Source organism: Nonomuraea dietziae (assembly GCF_014195505.1).
Taxonomy (GTDB): Bacteria; Actinomycetota; Actinomycetes; order Streptosporangiales; family Streptosporangiaceae; genus Nonomuraea; species Nonomuraea roseola.
This window is the reverse complement of record NZ_JACIBV010000001.1, coordinates 5,513,683-5,529,109: the sequence shown is the minus strand read 5'-3', so window position 1 is coordinate 5,529,109 and position 15,427 is coordinate 5,513,683. Positions and strand designations below refer to the sequence as shown.

Sequence of the window (15,427 nt, the reverse complement as noted above, 5' to 3'; positions counted from 1 at the left end):
CGGGGGTCCAGTACGGCAGGCTTCAGGTGAAGGACGGGTGCGGGCCGAGCGCCCAGTACTCGAAGAGCCCGTGGCCGACCTGCCCGTCATACTCGAAGCGTCCGACCGCGTCCACCATGCCCCACATGCGGTCGGCGTCCTCGGGCAAGGTGTAGGTCACCCCCTCGACCACGGGCTCGCTCCCCTGGTACATCCCGTGCTTCCAGCCGGGCTCCAGGCCGTACCCGGTGCCGACCATCAGGTGGACGGGCAGGATCGGCGTGCAGCGCACCTCGATCTTCCCGATGGTGATGGTGGCCTCGACGACGTCGCGGGTGCCGGGGGCGTAGACGGGGTGGTACTCAGGACGGCCGAGATACTCCTCCTCCCTGCCGTCCGACCACACCCTGACAGCTTCCTCCAGCACCCTGCGCCCCTTCTCGTCCTCCTGGACGATGCAGAGGATGGCGTGGTCCTCGAACTGCATGGGGGCGTAGAGCCAGTAGAAGGTGCCGGGGTTCTTCACCTGGATGCCGGGAGGTTCGGGCTCGCCGACCGGCCGGATGCCCCATGAGCGGTCCCTGGTTCCCATCCAGGTGTCGACGGGGATGGTCCGGGAGTCGAGGACGATGCTGCCCGACCAGTGGCCCGTCTGCGCCATCCGCACGGAGTCGAAGATCACGCGCTCCTGCCAGCGGACGAAGTGCCGAGGCTCGAGCGTCGCCGGGATCGCGCCCGTCCAGGTCAGGTCGAAGGAGAGGCCATGCTCGTTCGGTTCGAGCACGACCCTGAGCCGTTTGAGCCCTTCGAGGACCTCGATCCTGAACGGGCCGACCCCGGTGTCCATGCGGTCGAGTCCGAGCTCGCGCGAAGCTCGGACGACCCGGTGCAGGTGGGCGTGCCGTACGACGGCGAAGGCGTCGGTGACGCCCAGGTTGGGGTACTGCCCCATGCCGACGATGAGCATGAGCTCGTCGGAGCCAGGGTGGCAGTTGAAGTAGTAGCGATCGTAGAAGTTGCGATCTGACGTAGCGACATGCCGCATGACCTCGGGGGCCTGGTGGATCGGTAGGTCGTCCAGCGGTGACAGGGTCATGCGCTGGTTGTAGCAAGCGCTTGGTTATAGGTCAACGCGGCCGTGCCTCGGGCACGGCCGCGTTGAACCGTCAGGACATCTTCTTGGCGGCCTGGTCGACCTTTTCGGCCGCCTGCTCCGCGTTCGACGAGACCTTGTCCGTTGTCTGGTCGGCTCGTTCACTGACCCAGCGAGAGGCGTCAGAGGCGGAGTCCTTCATGTGGTCGGTCCACTGCTGGGCATTGCGCCGATAGAACATGTATCCGGCCGCGCCCAGCGCGAGACCGGTGACAAGGACGAGCGTCGGCCACCGGCGGGACTTCGCCGGTGTCGGGTCGATCCTGCTCGCCGCCTGGGTCAGCAACGCGCTGACCGCAGGGGCGATCTGATCCTCGACCCTGTGTGCGGCGCCCTCCAGTTTGGGAGCCGCCCAGTAACGGGCGTCCTCGATCCGGTGCGCGGCCGCCACCTTGGCCTGGTCCGCCACCGGCACGAGCCGATCTCCGGCTCGCATAGCCTGGGCCTTCATTCGGCCCATCACCGTCGCGGGCATTTCGACCACGATGCGGCGCTTTCTGAGTGTCAGGGACACGTCAACCTCCCCAGTCGTTTGGGGCCCCGCAGCGTGACCTTCCCGGTACAAGGCGGCTCAATCATGACGAGCCGTGGGAGGATGCTTGAACGGCCCCATCGGCCGTGACATCCAAACCATCACAGAACAACCCTGTGCACAGAGGGGGGCAGCTGTCTCGTGGCTGAGAAGCTGATCGCGAACATGCAGACCAACTATGGTCTGATCAAGATCGAACTCTTCCCGAACAAGGCGCCGAAGACGGTCCGTAACTTCGTGGAGCTCGCCGAGGGCACCAAGGAGTGGACGCACCCGGGCACCGGTGAGAAGAGCACCGATCGCTACTACGACGGCACCATCTTCCACCGCGTCATCTCCGGATTCATGATCCAGGGTGGCGACCCGCTCGGCCAGGGCATCGGCGGCCCCGGCTACGAGTTCGACGACGAGATCCACCCCGAGCTCGTCTTCAACAAGCCCTACCTGCTCGCCATGGCCAACGCGGGCATCCGCTTCGGCAAGGGCACCAACGGCTCGCAGTTCTTCATCACCGTGGGCCCGCAGCCGCACCTCAACCGCAAGCACTCGATCTTCGGTGAGGTCATCGAGGGCCAGGACGTCGTCGACACCATCGCCAGGGTGGAGACCGGTCGCAACGACCGTCCCGCCAAGGACGTCGTCATCGAGTCGCTGACGATCGACCGCGTCGAGGCCTGACGCGCGGGCGGGCCCGCTCGCCGCAGGAGAAACGTGCCCGACGGACCACCAGCACGATTTGGGTCCAGCGGGCACGTTTCTCATGAGTAGGCTGGCGGTCAGTGGACGAGAAAGGCTCCTCATGACCAGCCAGCCGCCCAGCCCTCCTTCGCAGCCCGCGGAGCAGGTCCCGACGTGCTACCGCCATCCGGGCCGTGAGACGTGGGTCCGCTGCCAACGCTGCGACCGGCCCATCTGCCCCGACTGCATGCGCGACGCCGCGGTGGGCTTCCAGTGCCCCGAGTGCGTGGCCGAGGGCAACAAGACGGTACGGCACGCCCAGTCGGTCTTCGGCGGCGCCGTGGTCAGCACGCCGTACGTGACGTGGGCGGTTCTCGGCATCAACCTGCTCGCCTTCGCCCTGCAGTGGCTCACCGGGCAGCAGATCACCACCGACTTCGGCATGTGGGTCGCCGGCGTGGCGATCAACGACCAGTACTACCGGATGATCACCGCGGCGTTCCTGCACGGCAGCGTCTTCCACATCCTGTTCAACAGCTACGCGCTCTACCTGGTGGGGCCACAGCTAGAACGCGCCTTCGGGCACGTGAAGTTCATCGCCCTCTACCTGCTCAGCGCGCTGGGCGGCTCGGTGCTCGGCTACTGGTTCGACGACCCGCGCACGCTGACGGTGGGCGCGTCCGGCGCCATCTTCGGCCTGTTCGCCGCGATCTTCGTCGTGGGCAGGCGGCTCAGGTTCGACGTGCGCGGCGTGGCCGTCCTCATCGTCATCAACCTGGTGATCACGTTCGTCTTCCCCGGGATCAGCTGGACCGGTCACATCGGCGGCCTGATCACCGGCGCGGTGCTCGCCGCGGCGATGGCTTACGCCCCCAGAAGCCACCGCGTCCTGTTCCAGACACTGGCGCTCCTGGGGGTCTTTCTGGCGCTCGTCGCCCTGGTCGTGATCAGGACAGGAGTGCTGCTCTCCTGACTTTCCCCAGGCTGTGGAAAACCTGTGGAAAGAACTAACGCCAGCGGGTGGAAAGCACCACACCGAAGATGATGAAAACGAACCCGATGAGCAGGTTCCAGTTGGCGAGCGTCCCGAACAGGGGCGCTTGTGGGGCCACATAGTAGATCGCGATCCACAGGATCCCGATGATCCACGACACGACCATGGTCGGTGCCAGCCACCTCGGGCTGAGCTTGACCTCTTGCGACTTCTGCGGCGGCGTGTAAACCGCCTTCTTGCGTGTCTTCGGCTTGGGCACTGGATAACTCCTGCTGGCGGCCTGGGCCATCCGGACATTCCCCAGGCTCTATCGTGTGCCCAGGATAGTCGCCACGCGCGGAACATGGCGATCCCCGACATCCGCGAGCCCGCTGAATACGCTGACCAGCGTGAGGGCGCTGCTGAGGACGGCCGGTGAACTGACCATCACCGCGGGTCTGGTCATGCTCCTGTTCTGCGGCTACCTGCTCTGGGGCACCGGCGCCTACACCCAGCGCCAGCAGCTCCTGCTGCAGAGCCAACTCGCCGAGGAGCGGGGCGACACGCAGGCGAAGTTGGGCAAGATCGCGCTCGGCAAGGCCGTCGCGCTGCTGCGGATCCCCAGGCTGGGCAGGGACTGGCAGTACGCCGTGGTCGAGGGCGTCGACGCCGAGCACCTGAAGAAGGGGCCTGGCCACTATCCGGGCTCGGCCGCGGCGGGAAGGGTCGGCAACTTCGTCCTGTCGGGCCACCGCACCACCTACGCGGCGCCGTTCAACCGCATCGACGAGCTGAGGCGCGGCGACGAGATCGTCGTGGACGCCCGTGAGGCCCGCTACACCTACCGCGTCACCTCGCAGGACATCGTGCAGCCCGAGGACGTCGAGGTCCTCGCCGCGGTGCCGGGCAAGCCCGACATCACCCCCGTCAGGGCGATGATCACGCTCATCAGCTGCCATCCCGAGTACTCGGCCGCCCAGCGGCTCATCGTGTACGGCGTGCTGAAGGACACCGAGCCGAGAAAGGTCTGACGTGTACGGCTGGATCTGGCGTCATCTGCCCGGCTCCCTCGGGGTGCGGCTCCTCACCGCCCTGGTCCTGGTGGCCGGGGCGGGAACCGTACTCTGGTATGCGGTGTTTCCACTACTAGAGCCCGCTGTGACGCTGGATGAGGTGACTGTCCGCAAATGATCCTTGTGGTGGACAACCACGACAGCTTCGTCCACAACATCGTGCAGTACCTGCGCGAGCTGGGCGCGCTGTGCGACGTCCTGCCGCGAGACGTGGTGGCGGTCGAGGACGTCGACCGCTACGACGGCGTGCTGGTGAGCCCCGGCCCCGGCACACCCGAGGCCGCGGGAGTCAGCGTCCCCCTGGTGCGGTACGCGGCCGAGCGCGGCACACCGCTGCTCGGCGTCTGCCTCGGGCACCAGGCGATCGCCGTGGCGTACGGCGCGGCGGTCTCCAGGGCGCCCGAGCTCATGCACGGCCGGACGAGTGCGGTCACGCACGACGGCAGAGGGGTCTTCGAGGGGCTGCCGTCGCCTGTGACGATGACGCGCTACCACTCGCTCGCCGTACGGCCTGAGACGGTGCCTGAGGAGCTCGAGGTGAGCGCTCGGACGGCGGAGGGGGTCATCATGGGCCTCAGACACCGCTCGGCGCCGATCGAGGGGGTCCAGTTCCATCCGGAGTCGGTGCTGTCGGAGCACGGGCACTGGCTGCTGGGCAACTGGCTCAAGTCGATCCTGTAACACCGCGGGCCTCCGGAACGACTACTCAATGAACGTCCCCGCCATTGCCCCCGAGTGGCGGGGACGTTTCCATGCGACGTTCGGGCGCGAGATCTGTCCCCGAGCAGTGAGGAAACCGGTCCGGCTTCCCGGGTGAACCTCCCCGGCGTCCGATCCGCCCCCGAGTGGCGGGGACGTTTCCATGCGACGTCCCGGCGCGAGATCTGTCCCCGAGCAGTGAGGAAACCGGTCCGGCTTCCCGGGTGAACGTTTCCGGCGTCCGGTCCGCCGCCGAGTGGCGGGGGCGTTTCCGTGCGAAACGTTCGGGCGTGAGATCTGTCTTCGGGTGGTGGGGTAGCCGGTTCGGCTTCCCGGGTGAACGTCCCCGGCGTCCGATCCGCCCCCGAGTGGCGGGGGCGTTTCCATGCGACGTCCCGGCGCGAGATCTGTCCCCGAGCAGTGAGGAAACCGGTTCGGCTTCCCGGGTGAACGTTTCCGGCGTCCGGTCCGCCGCCGAGTGGCGGCCGCTTGCCGCGGGTCTTCGGTGACAAGGCAGCGGCCCTCTCCCGGGGTGGGAGAGGGCCGCTGTCAGGTCAGGGTCACGGGCCGAGGTCTGGGGGCTCGCCCGTGTCGTCCCCAGGATCCTCCGTCGCGTCGTCGGTCGGGATGTCCGTCGGCTCCTCGGTCGGCGTGAACGTCGGCTCCTCGGTCGGCTGGACCTCAGGACCCGTGGAGACCACGATCGTGACCGTCGTCCTCTGGTTCTGGTTCGTCCCCGCCTCGGGGCTCTGGGCGATGACCGTGCCAGGCGGCTGATCGTTGGCCTGCGGGACGACCTTCACCTTGAAGTTCTCGGCCTTGAGGGTCCGCTCGGCGTCCTCCTGCGTCTGGCCGACCACGCTGGGCACCGGCACCTGCGCCTTGGGCACGTAGAGCTTGACCGACGTGCCCTTCGACACCGAATCGCCCGACTTGGGCTTGGTGTCGAAGACCTTGTCCTGCTCCCTGGAGGAGACCGCAGGGGTGACCACACCCTCGAGCCCGGCCGCCTCCAGCGCCGCGCGCGCGTCCTCAGGAGACATGCCGATCAGGCCGTCGGGCACCTTCACCTTCTCGACGCCCAGAGAGATCTTGAGCGTGACCGTGGCGCCCTCGTCCACCTTGGTGCCGGCCTGCGGGTCGGAGCTGATGACCACGCCCTTCTCCACCTCGGAGCTGTGCTCCTCGGTGATCGCCGGCTTCAGCTTGAGGCTGACGAGCTTGGCCTCGGCGTCCTTCTGGGTCTGCGTCGCCAGCGGCGGCACCGTGATCTGCGTCGCGGTGGGCGTGCCCTCGGAGGCGAGGAACTGGTAGCCCACGAAGATGAACGCGCCGATGATCAGCAGCGGGATCAGGACCCACGCCGCGGTCTTCATCGCGGTGTTCCCGCCGCCGCCACCGGCTGCCGCGCGCCGCCTGCCCGCACGGGTGGGCGGCTCGCCCTCGCCGTACTCGTAGGGCGGGATCGCGCTGGTGCGCTGCGTGGCGTGGCCCGCGCCCTGGGTGGCGGCCATGGTGCGGGTGCCCGAGCCGTAGTTGTTGGACAGCGTCATCGTCTGCGCTTCGACCGGCATGCCGGACATCGCACGCTGTATGTCGGCGCGCATCTCGCCCGCGCCCTGGTAGCGGTGCGCGGGGTCCTTGGCCATCGCCTTCAGCACGATGGCGTCGGCCCACTTGGGGATCTCGGGGTCGATCTGCGACGGCGGGATGGGCTCCTCGCGCACGTGCTGGTAGGCGATCGCGACGGGAGAGTCGCCGGTGAACGGCGGCTGCCCCGTCAGCAGCTCGTACAGCACGCAGCCGGTGGAGTAGATGTCGCTGCGGGCGTCGACCCGCTCGCCCCGAGCCTGCTCGGGGGAGAGGTACTGCGCTGTCCCTATCACCTGCGCGGTCTGCGTCATCGTGGCGGCGGAGTCGGCCATCGCGCGGGCGATGCCGAAGTCCATGACCTTGACGTCGCCGTTACGGGTGATCATCACGTTGGCCGGCTTGATGTCGCGGTGCACGATGCCGCCGCGGTGGCTGTAGTCGAGCGCCCTCAGGATGCCGTCGACCAGCTCGACCGCGCGCTCGGGCAGCAGCCGCCTGTCGGCCCTGAGCAGGTCGCGCAGCGTGCGTCCGTCGACGTACTCCATCACGATGTACGGCACGGGCGCGCCTTCGGAGGTGTCCTCGCCAGTGTCGTAGACCGCGACGACCGCAGGGTGGTTCAGCGACGCCGCGGACTGGGCCTCGCGGCGGAAACGGGCCTGGAAGGTGTGGTCGCGCGCGAGATCGGCCCGGAGCGTCTTGATCGCCACGATGCGGTCCAGCCGGATGTCTCGGGCGCGATACACCTCGGCCATGCCGCCACGCCCGACGACGCCGTCGAGCTCGTAGCGACCTCCGAGTCGCCGAGGCTGAGTCATTTCCTGCACTGTCCCTTACCGTTCATCTTGGGTACCGGCCGGCTCGCAGGCCGCCAGTGTCCATCATCGACCCCGCGACGCATCACGTCTCCTCGTTCGGCGGGATGGTTTCACCCGGGTCTGGGGAGCCACTTGGTGTCACTGTTGGCGTCGGGGTGGGGGTTGGCGTTGGTGTGGGCGTCGGGGTCGGGGTCGGGGTCGGCTTCGGCGTCTTGGTCGGCCGCTGCGTGGGAGTGGCCGACGTGCTTACCGTAGCTGACCGTGAGGGTACCGGCCGTGACGTCTTAGGTGGAACCGTCGCGGGCCGTCGGGGTGGCGTCTTGGTCCTGCTCGGCTTCACGGTAGGACGCGTTTCCGCCGTTTTTGTGGGCTGTATCACGTTGGGCGTTTCGTTGGTGCTGAAATTGGCGATAGTGAACGTCCCAAGCCCCACGGCGGCCGCCGCTCCCGCGGTCGCGACCATCACGATGGTGCGCCGCCGCCTGCTCGAAGGGGCCGCGTTCCCGGCCGCACCTCCGGTCGCGGACCCTGCGGCGGTCCCGGCCGCGGTATCCGCGGTCCACGGCTCGGGGTCGGTCGGCGCAGGCCTGGGGTCGGTGGGAGCGCCGCCGTACGGTGGCTCGGTGGGCGCGCCGAACGGCGGAAGGGCGCCCGCGCCGTAAGGCGGGTCGCTGCCGGGGCCGTGCGGCGGGTTGGTGCCGGGGTCGTGCGGGGGGTTGGTGCCCGCGCCGCCGTACGGAGGGTCGACCCGGAATCCCGCGGGGTCGGTGAGCATCGACAGTTCGGTGCCGAGGTCCTCGGCGCCCAGCACCGACTGGCGCAGCACGAACGCCCTGTCGGCCAGCTCGCGCGCGCTCGCGGGCCGCATGGAGGGCTCCTTGGCGAGCAGCGCCATGACCAGGCCGCGCACCGGCGCGGGGATCGACTCGGGCAGCGGCGGCGGCGGCGCGCTGAGGTGCTGGAGCGCGATCGCCACCTGGCTGTCGGCGTGGAACGGGGTGGTGCCCGTCAGGCACTCGTAGGCCACCACGCCCAGGGAGTAGAGGTCGGTGGAGGGCGTCAGCGCCAGGCCCTGCGCCTGCTCGGGGCTGACGTACTGGGCGGTGCCGAGCACGGTGCCCGTCTGGGTGACGGGCGCGGCCTCCATGGAGCGGGCGATGCCGAAGTCCGTCACCTTGATCGTGCCCTCGCGGGTGACAAGCAGGTTGCCCGGCTTGATGTCGCGGTGGATGATGCCCGCCGAGTGCGCGGCCTGCAGCGCCTTGGCGGTCTGGTGGATCACGTCGAGCGCCACCTCGGGGCCCAGCGCCCCGTTGCGGGCGAGAATCGCCGACAGCGGCTCGCCGGGTACCAGCTCCATCACCAGATAGGCGAGGTCGCTCTGCTCGCCGTAGTCGAAGACCTGGGCGATGCCGGGGTCGGACAGCCCCGCGGTGATGCGCGCCTCGTTGCGGAAGCGGGCGAGGAAGCTCGGATCGGCGGCCACGCCGCCCCGCATGATCTTGACGGCGACCTCGCGGCCGAGCAGTTCGTCCCTCGCCCGCCAGACCTCGCCCATGCCACCGGCGGCGATGCGCGACACCAGGAGGTAGCGCTCGCCGAGCCTGCGGCTGGGAGAGGTCACTTGTTGAGCACCGCCTCCATCACGGCCTTCGCGATCGGGGCCGCGGTCTGGCCGCCGGAGGCGTCGGTGCCGGCGCTGCCGGACTCGACGATGACCGCGACAGCGACCTGCGGGTCCTGGGCGGGGGCGAAGGAGATGAACCAGGCGTGCGGCGCCTTGCCCTGGACGGTCTGCGCGGTGCCCGTCTTGCCGCCGACCTCGACGCCGGAGATCTGGGCGCGGCTTGCGGTGCCGTTGTTGACGACGCTGACCATCATCTGCCTGAGCTTGGCAGCGGTCTCGGAGCTGACGGCCTCGGAGAGCTCCTCGGGCTCGGCCTCCTCGATGGTGTCGTTCTTCGCGTCGGTGATCTTCTGCACCAGATGGGGCTTCATGACCTTGCCGTCATTGGCGATGCCGGCGGCGATCATGGCCATCTGGAGCGGCGTCATCTGATTGCTGCGCTGGCCGATGGAGGCCTGCGCGAGCGCCGCCTGGTCCTCCTTGGGGCCGACGTCGCTCTGGGACACGCTCATGGGGACGGCCAGCGGCTGGCCGACGCCGAACTTCGCCGCCTGCTCGGCCATCCGGTCGTAGCCGAGGTCCATGCCGATCTTGCCGAACGGCGTGTTGCAGGAGCGCTCGAGCGCGTAGACCAGCGGCACCTGGCCGCCACCGCAGGCCGCGCCGCCCGAGTTGGGCAGGTCGGCGGTGGTGTTGGGCAGGTCGAGCACCTGGGGCGCGGGGACGATCGTCTGCCCGTCGCGGCTGGTGTCGTCCTCGAGGAAGGCCGCCGCGGTCAGCACCTTGTAGGTGGAGCCGGGCGGATAGGTGCGGTTGATCGCCCTGTTGACCAGCGGACCGTTGGTCTTGTCCTTGTCGAGCTTGTTGTAGGCGCCGAACACCGTCGGCTTGTCGGTGCCAGACAGCACGTTCGGGTCGTAGGTGGGCAGCGAGACCATGGTCAGGATCGCCCCGGTCTTCGGGTTGAGGGCGACGACCGCGCCCCTCTTGCCGCTGGCCGACAGCGCCTCGTGGGCGGCCTTCTGCGCCCTGGGGTTGATCGTCACCTCGACGTTGGCGCCGCGGGTCGGCTCGCCGGTGAACAGGTCGATGCCCCTGCGCAGCAGCAGGTCGGGGTGGGTCGAGTCGAGGTAGCGGTTCTCGCTGTTCTCGATCGCCGACTGGCTCTCCGGCGAGAAGAACCCTGTGACATGCGCGAAGACCTTGCCGTCGGGATAGTTCCGTACGAAACGGAAGTCGCCCTTCTTCTTCTCCACCGACTGGGCCAGGATCGTGCCACCGGCCGTGATGCGTCCGCGCTGCACGTCGTAGCGATCGTAGTAGTTGCGGATGTTTCTGGCGTCGGAGCGCAGCTCCTCGGCCTTCAGGGCCTGCAGGTAGTTCACATTCAGCATGAGAAGGCCGAACATGACGAGACAGGCCACCGCCGCGCGCTTGAGAGTGCCGTTCATCGCTGGAACACCTGCGTCAGTCCTTCGTCCTGGATCGCCTGGGGCGGGGGGCGTCGGGCGGCATCAGACATGCGTACCAGCAGGGCGATAAGGATCCAGTTAGCGAGCAGCGCCGAACCACCCTGTGACATGAACGGCGTGACCAGGCCGGTCAACGGGATCAGATTCGTCACGCCGCCGACGATGATGAAGAGCTGCCAGGCGAGCACGAACGACAGGCCGCCCGCCAGGAGCTTGGAGAACGGGTCGCGGGCCGCGATCGAGGTGCGCAGCCCGCGCTCCACGATCAGCGCGTAGATCAGCAGCAGCGCCATCAGGCCGGTGAGGCCCAGTTCCTCGCCGACCGCGGCGAAGATGAAGTCGGAGTAGGCCAGCGGGATCTTCTGGGGGTAACCCTGACCGAGCCCGGTGCCCAGGATGCCACCCGCGCCCATGCCGAACATCCCCTGCATGAGCTGGTAGCTGCCGCCCACCTCGCGATCGTAGAACTCGGGGGCGCTCGGATTGAGCCACACCTCGAAGCGGTCACCGACGTGGTCGAAGAGCTGCCCCGCGATGAATGCGCCACCGACGAACAGCAGGATCCCGATCAGCACCCATGAGGTCCGCTGGGTGGCGATGTAGAGCATCACGATGAAGCCGCCGAACAGCAGCAGCGAGGAGCCCAGGTCGCGCTGGAGCACCAGAACGCCGATGGCGACCACCCAGGTGATGATCACCGGACCGAGGTCCCTGGCGCGTGGCAGGTCGATGAAGAGCAGCCGCCGCCCGGCCAGTGCCAGGACGTCGCGCTTGGCCACCAGGTAACCGGCGAAGAAGACGACGAGAGCGATCTTGGCGAACTCTGACGGCTGGATCGAGAAGCCGAAGATGCTGATCCAGATCCGCGCGCCGAAGAACTCGCGGCCGAGGCCGGGGATGAGCGGGGACAGCAGCAGGATCAGGCCGATGAAGCCCGCGGTGTAGGTGAGGCGTTGCAGGGCACGGTGGTCGCGCAGCACGATCAGCGTCACCGTGAAGAGCACTACGCCGACACCGGTCATGACGATCTGGTTGGTGGCCGAGGCCTCCTCCTGGCCCCCTACCTCCAGGCGGTAGATCATCACCAGGCCGAGCCCGTTGACCAGCGTCACCAGCGGCAGGATGAGCGGGTCCGCCCAAGGGGCGAACTTGGCCAGCACCAGGTAGGCGATCAGCATGAGGCCGCCCAGGCTCAGGCCGTACGTCAGCATGCCCGAAGGGATGGCGCCGTCGACGGCCAGACCGACGTTGGCGTAGGCCGCCATGACGATCGCCACGGCGCCGGCCAGCATGAACAGCTGCGCCGCGCGACGCTTGGCCGGCATGGGGACGGGGGTCGCGACCACTTCGCTCACCTACTGAGACCTCGTCTTGCTCGGGGACGGGGAAGGGGAAGGGGTGGCCGAGGCGTCCGTCTCGGTGGCGTCGAACTTCAAGCTGTTGATCTTCGTGATGCCCTCGGTCTCGTCGGCCACCTTGATGCCGTCCTTGACCATGGCCTGGTCGGGCGCCGACAGGTCGGCGACCTTGCGACCGGTCTGCTTGGCGACCTCGAAGAACTGGAGCGGCCCCACCTCCTGCTGCAAGCCCCTGAAAACGACCACTTCGCCGTCCCTAGCTCCGACGAAGTACTGGTCCTGAACCCACTGCCAGCCGAAGTAGCCGCCGATTCCGGCAGCCACCCCGGCCACTGCCAGCACGGAGACCAGCACGGGCCACACGCGACGACGCTTGTTGCGACGGCCGGACGCCTCGGCGTCCTGGTAGTCGTCATCGTCGTCGGCGAACACCGGCTGGGGAGCGGTCACCGCGCTTACTCGCCCCGCCGGCTCACCCGGGGAGCTGGAACGCGAGCGGCTCATTCCCGCCGCGCCGACCACGGCGGCCTCGGTGGGGACCGGGAGACCGTCGGTGACGTCGACCACGTCGGCGAGCACGCACGTGATGTTGTCGGGGCCACCGCCCCTGTTGGCCAGGTCGATGAGCTGGCGGACGACCTCTTCGGGGTCGTCGACGTTGGTGAGCGTCGCGTGCAGTGTCTCGGCGCTCACCACCCCCGACAACCCGTCGGAGCAGAGGAGGTAGCGGTCGCCGAGCTGGGCCTCGCGCAGCGTGAGGTCGGGGTCGACCTCGCCGCTGCCGTCGAGCGCTCGCAGGAGGATCGACCGCTGGGGGTGCGTCGCCGCTTCCTCCGGGGTGATCCGCCCGTCGTCCACGAGCTGCTGGACGAGCGTGTGGTCGTGGGTGATCTGGTAGAGCTCCCCGCGTCTGAGCAGGTAGGCGCGCGAGTCGCCGACGTGCACCAGTGCGACCTGGGTGCCGTTCCAGAGCATGGCGGTGAGAGTGGTGCCCATGCCCTTGAGGCTGGGATCCCGCCCGACCATCTCGTGCAGTTTGCGGTTGGCGTCGCGCACTGCCGCCTCGATGGCGTTGAGCAGGTCACCCCCCTGGTGGCTCTCTTCGAGAGAGGCCATTGCGGCGATGGCGACGGAGCTCGCCACCTCGCCGTGTGCGTGCCCGCCCATGCCGTCGGCGACGGCGAGCAGGCGCCCGCTAGCGTACGCCGAGTCCTCGTTTCCTTCGCGGAGGAGGCCGACGTCCGAGCGGGCGGCGTAGCGGAGTGCGATGGTCATTTGCGCAATTCAATGACTGTCTTGCCGACGCGGATCGGAACACCGAGCGGCACCGGGGTCGGGCGGGTGACTTTTGAGCGGTCGAGGTACGTGCCGTTGGTGGAGCCAAGATCTTCCACGATCCACTGACCGTCCTGGGGGAAGAGTCGGGCATGCCGGCTGGAAGCGTAGTCGTCGGTCACGACCAGCGTGGCGTCGTTCGCCCTGCCGATGGTGATGGGCGTCTCCGAGAGATTGATGATGGTGCCCTGCAGGGGGCCGCCCGTGACGACCAGCTGGCGCGGCTCCCCCTTCTTACTCTTGGGTTTTGCCGCTGGTTTCGCGGGCTTTGCCGGCTTGCCTCTGGTCGCCGGAGAAGTGCGCGAACCGAACAGGTCGGTCCGGATCACCCCGACTGCGGCAATGACAAAGAACCACAGCACCGCCAGGAAGGCGAGCCGGATCAGCAGCAGCGTGAGCTCGGACATGGACCGTTTGTCTACCCCTAATCGCGCCGGAACACCAGAGTCGTGCGCCCCAGGGTGACACGAGTGCCGTTCTGGAGCTCGATCCTGCGTACCGGCTGGCCGTTGACGAAGGTGCCGTTCGTGGAGCCCAGGTCGACGAGCACGACCTGAGGGCCCTCGACCCGCAGCTCCGCATGGTGTCGGGAAACGCCTGGATCGACAAGACGAAGATCGCAGTCGGTGCCCCTCCCGAGCAAGGTCACCGGAGTGGTGAGCTCGTAGGAGCGGTCGCCCTGCGGGTCGTCCTGTGTGGAGACGAGCAGCCTGGGCCTGCCGCCGAACGCGCCAGGCCTGGAGGCAGGCAGGTCGCTCTTGGGCTGGCGGATCTCGTCCTGCTCGACCGTCGCACCCCTGATGACGCCCGAACGGATGCGGAACAGGCCCACCGCCAGGTCGGTGGCCGTCTCGAAGCGGACCCGGACCGGTCCCACGAAGGAGTAGCCCTGCTCCTTGGCGTACTCCCTGGCGAGGTTGGCCAGCTCGTGGCTGATGCTGTCGGCGTAGACCTCGAGCCGCTCGGCGTCGGTCGTCGACAGCTCCACCACGAAGTCGTTGGGTACGAGCGTCCGGCCCTGAGCCACGATGGCGGCCCGCTCGTCCATCTCTCGCTGCACCGCGCTGGCGACCTCGACCGGCTGAAGGTCAGATTTGAACGCCCGCGCAAAGGCCCCCTCAACCAAGCCTTCGAGCCTTCGCTCGAAGCGCTGAAGGACTCCCACCGGGTACCTCCCTTCCTCCGTGCATATCGTCGCGGCCGCTGGGGTGCCCGTGGCTCCTGAGTCGCTCTCTTGCACCCAGCTCTTCTCTCCGCGTCTTGATGCGATCGTATCCGGGTTCGGTACCAGCGTCTGATCCGTGCTACTGTTTCTCCGCACCCAAAAGGGCGGGTGGCGGAACGGCAGACGCGCACGGTTCAGGTCCGTGTGTCCGAAAGGACGTGAGGGTTCAAATCCCTCCTCGCCCACTCCGGTCGCCGATGAAATCGGCAGACCCACAGTGACGAAACAGAGCCCCGGTTCGCAAGAGCCGGGGCTTCTTTATTTGATACGGGCTGCACCTGCGTGGGGAACGTTACCTGAGATCACTTGCAGACCGCTTTCCAGTCGCTGACAACGTTTCAGCGGATTGCGGGGTTTCGCTGAGAGCTGAGCGATTGGTGCCCGGGGCACCCGGCCGGGCCCCAATCAGCACTTTTCTGGCCAACGTCACACAGTCAACACTCTCCGTTGGCGGGTCATACCTGTGCGTATAGCGTCACGGCTGCGTCGGCCTGGCATCCCGGTGTGACGGGGAGGCCGGCGAGATCGGCGCACACCCCTTCCGCACCGGTGAGGAGTCCCGTCGTGCCTGAGGTCCCCCTCCATCTCGGCTACTCGATCCTTCCGACACCACGCTTGCTCCTGGAACGTTCCGCATCCCGGTGAGCGCGGCGCGGGGGGAGCGCCGGGCGTTCACCGTCTCCCTCGACGAGGAGAGCGGCGAGCCCGTCGCCGAGCTGGCCTCGGACGGCGGCGCGGGCGACTCGGCCCCCTACCCGCTCGACGCCCTCGGCCGTGGAAGGCTGAGCGCCAGGCTCCACTCCGCCGACGGCGCGCATGTGACGATGACCACCCTCCTCGAGGACACCACGACGCTGGACCGGCGCAGGATCCACTTCATGGGGCCGGTGCACCAGTGAGTTCCCCGGCCCG

At 68.2% G+C, this 15,427-nt stretch carries 15 protein-coding genes and 1 tRNA gene; 6 read left to right on the top strand and 10 right to left on the bottom strand.

Translation table 11 applies throughout. The features are described from left to right. Positions 1-22 precede the first annotated feature (22 nt). Both FHR33_RS26425 and FHR33_RS26420 read right to left on the bottom strand, forming a co-directional pair. Complete coding sequence (locus tag FHR33_RS26425; protein WP_183652955.1) at positions 23-1,075, bottom strand: Rv3169 family protein; 1,053 nt, start codon at positions 1,073-1,075, stop codon at positions 23-25. 70 nt (positions 1,076-1,145) lie between these two features. After that, positions 1,146-1,646, bottom strand: coding sequence for a YtxH domain-containing protein (locus tag FHR33_RS26420; protein WP_183652952.1), 501 nt, complete (start codon positions 1,644-1,646; stop codon positions 1,146-1,148). A gap of 159 nt (positions 1,647-1,805) precedes the next feature. Between FHR33_RS26420 and FHR33_RS26415 the strand changes: the two genes are divergently transcribed. Both FHR33_RS26415 and FHR33_RS26410 read left to right on the top strand, forming a co-directional pair. Next, entirely contained in the window at positions 1,806-2,342 is a 537-nt protein-coding gene (locus FHR33_RS26415; RefSeq protein ID WP_425567468.1) for a peptidylprolyl isomerase, read from the top strand. A 247-nt stretch (positions 2,343-2,589) separates the two neighbouring features. Beyond that, positions 2,590-3,315 (top strand): rhomboid family intramembrane serine protease, encoded by a 726-nt coding sequence (locus tag FHR33_RS26410; RefSeq protein WP_246452081.1) that lies wholly within the window; start codon positions 2,590-2,592, stop codon positions 3,313-3,315. Between the two features lie 34 nt (positions 3,316-3,349). Here the strand turns inward: FHR33_RS26410 and FHR33_RS26405 are convergent, their stop codons facing one another. Continuing rightward, positions 3,350-3,595, bottom strand: coding sequence for a cell division protein CrgA (locus FHR33_RS26405; RefSeq protein ID WP_183652946.1), 246 nt, complete (start codon positions 3,593-3,595; stop codon positions 3,350-3,352). 130 nt (positions 3,596-3,725) lie between these two features. Here FHR33_RS26405 and FHR33_RS26400 point away from each other — a divergent pair, with 130 nt between their 5' ends. Then, positions 3,726-4,346: a class E sortase gene (locus tag FHR33_RS26400; protein WP_183652943.1), complete on the top strand. Its 621-nt coding sequence runs from the start codon at positions 3,726-3,728 to the stop codon at positions 4,344-4,346. A gap of 156 nt (positions 4,347-4,502) precedes the next feature. Then, positions 4,503-5,069, top strand: a complete 567-nt coding sequence (locus FHR33_RS26395; protein ID WP_183652940.1) for an anthranilate synthase component II — start codon at positions 4,503-4,505, stop codon at positions 5,067-5,069. Positions 5,070-5,647: 578 nt separating this feature from the next. Here FHR33_RS26395 and pknB read toward each other — a convergent pair. The 7 genes from pknB to FHR33_RS26360 form a co-directional block, all read right to left on the bottom strand. Continuing rightward, on the bottom strand, positions 5,648-7,498 hold the full coding sequence (gene pknB, locus FHR33_RS26390) for a Stk1 family PASTA domain-containing Ser/Thr kinase (RefSeq protein ID WP_183652937.1): 1,851 nt from the start codon (positions 7,496-7,498) through the stop codon (positions 5,648-5,650). 82 nt (positions 7,499-7,580) lie between these two features. After that, positions 7,581-9,122: a serine/threonine-protein kinase gene (locus FHR33_RS26385; RefSeq protein WP_312895733.1), complete on the bottom strand. Its 1,542-nt coding sequence runs from the start codon at positions 9,120-9,122 to the stop codon at positions 7,581-7,583. Continuing rightward, complete coding sequence (locus tag FHR33_RS26380; RefSeq protein WP_183652934.1) at positions 9,119-10,576, bottom strand: peptidoglycan D,D-transpeptidase FtsI family protein; 1,458 nt, start codon at positions 10,574-10,576, stop codon at positions 9,119-9,121. Before FHR33_RS26380 ends, FHR33_RS26385 begins: the two co-directional genes overlap by 4 nt. After that, positions 10,573-11,922: an FtsW/RodA/SpoVE family cell cycle protein gene (locus tag FHR33_RS26375; RefSeq protein ID WP_183660306.1), complete on the bottom strand. Its 1,350-nt coding sequence runs from the start codon at positions 11,920-11,922 to the stop codon at positions 10,573-10,575. Before FHR33_RS26375 ends, FHR33_RS26380 begins: the two co-directional genes overlap by 4 nt. A 30-nt stretch (positions 11,923-11,952) precedes the next feature. Continuing rightward, complete coding sequence (locus FHR33_RS26370; RefSeq protein WP_183652933.1) at positions 11,953-13,230, bottom strand: Stp1/IreP family PP2C-type Ser/Thr phosphatase; 1,278 nt, start codon at positions 13,228-13,230, stop codon at positions 11,953-11,955. After that, complete coding sequence (locus tag FHR33_RS26365) at positions 13,227-13,697, bottom strand: FHA domain-containing protein FhaB/FipA (protein ID WP_183652930.1); 471 nt, start codon at positions 13,695-13,697, stop codon at positions 13,227-13,229. Before FHR33_RS26365 ends, FHR33_RS26370 begins: the two co-directional genes overlap by 4 nt. Before the next feature lie 17 nt (positions 13,698-13,714). Further along, positions 13,715-14,455, bottom strand: a complete 741-nt coding sequence (locus FHR33_RS26360; protein ID WP_183652927.1) for an FHA domain-containing protein — start codon at positions 14,453-14,455, stop codon at positions 13,715-13,717. Positions 14,456-14,617: 162 nt separating this feature from the next. On the opposite strand from FHR33_RS26360, the gene FHR33_RS26355 reads away from it, so the two are divergent. Beyond that, positions 14,618-14,700 (top strand) — tRNA-Leu (locus tag FHR33_RS26355). 456 nt (positions 14,701-15,156) lie between these two features. Then, entirely contained in the window at positions 15,157-15,414 is a 258-nt protein-coding gene (locus FHR33_RS26350; protein ID WP_183652924.1) for a hypothetical protein, read from the top strand. Positions 15,415-15,427: the final 13 nt, after the last annotated feature.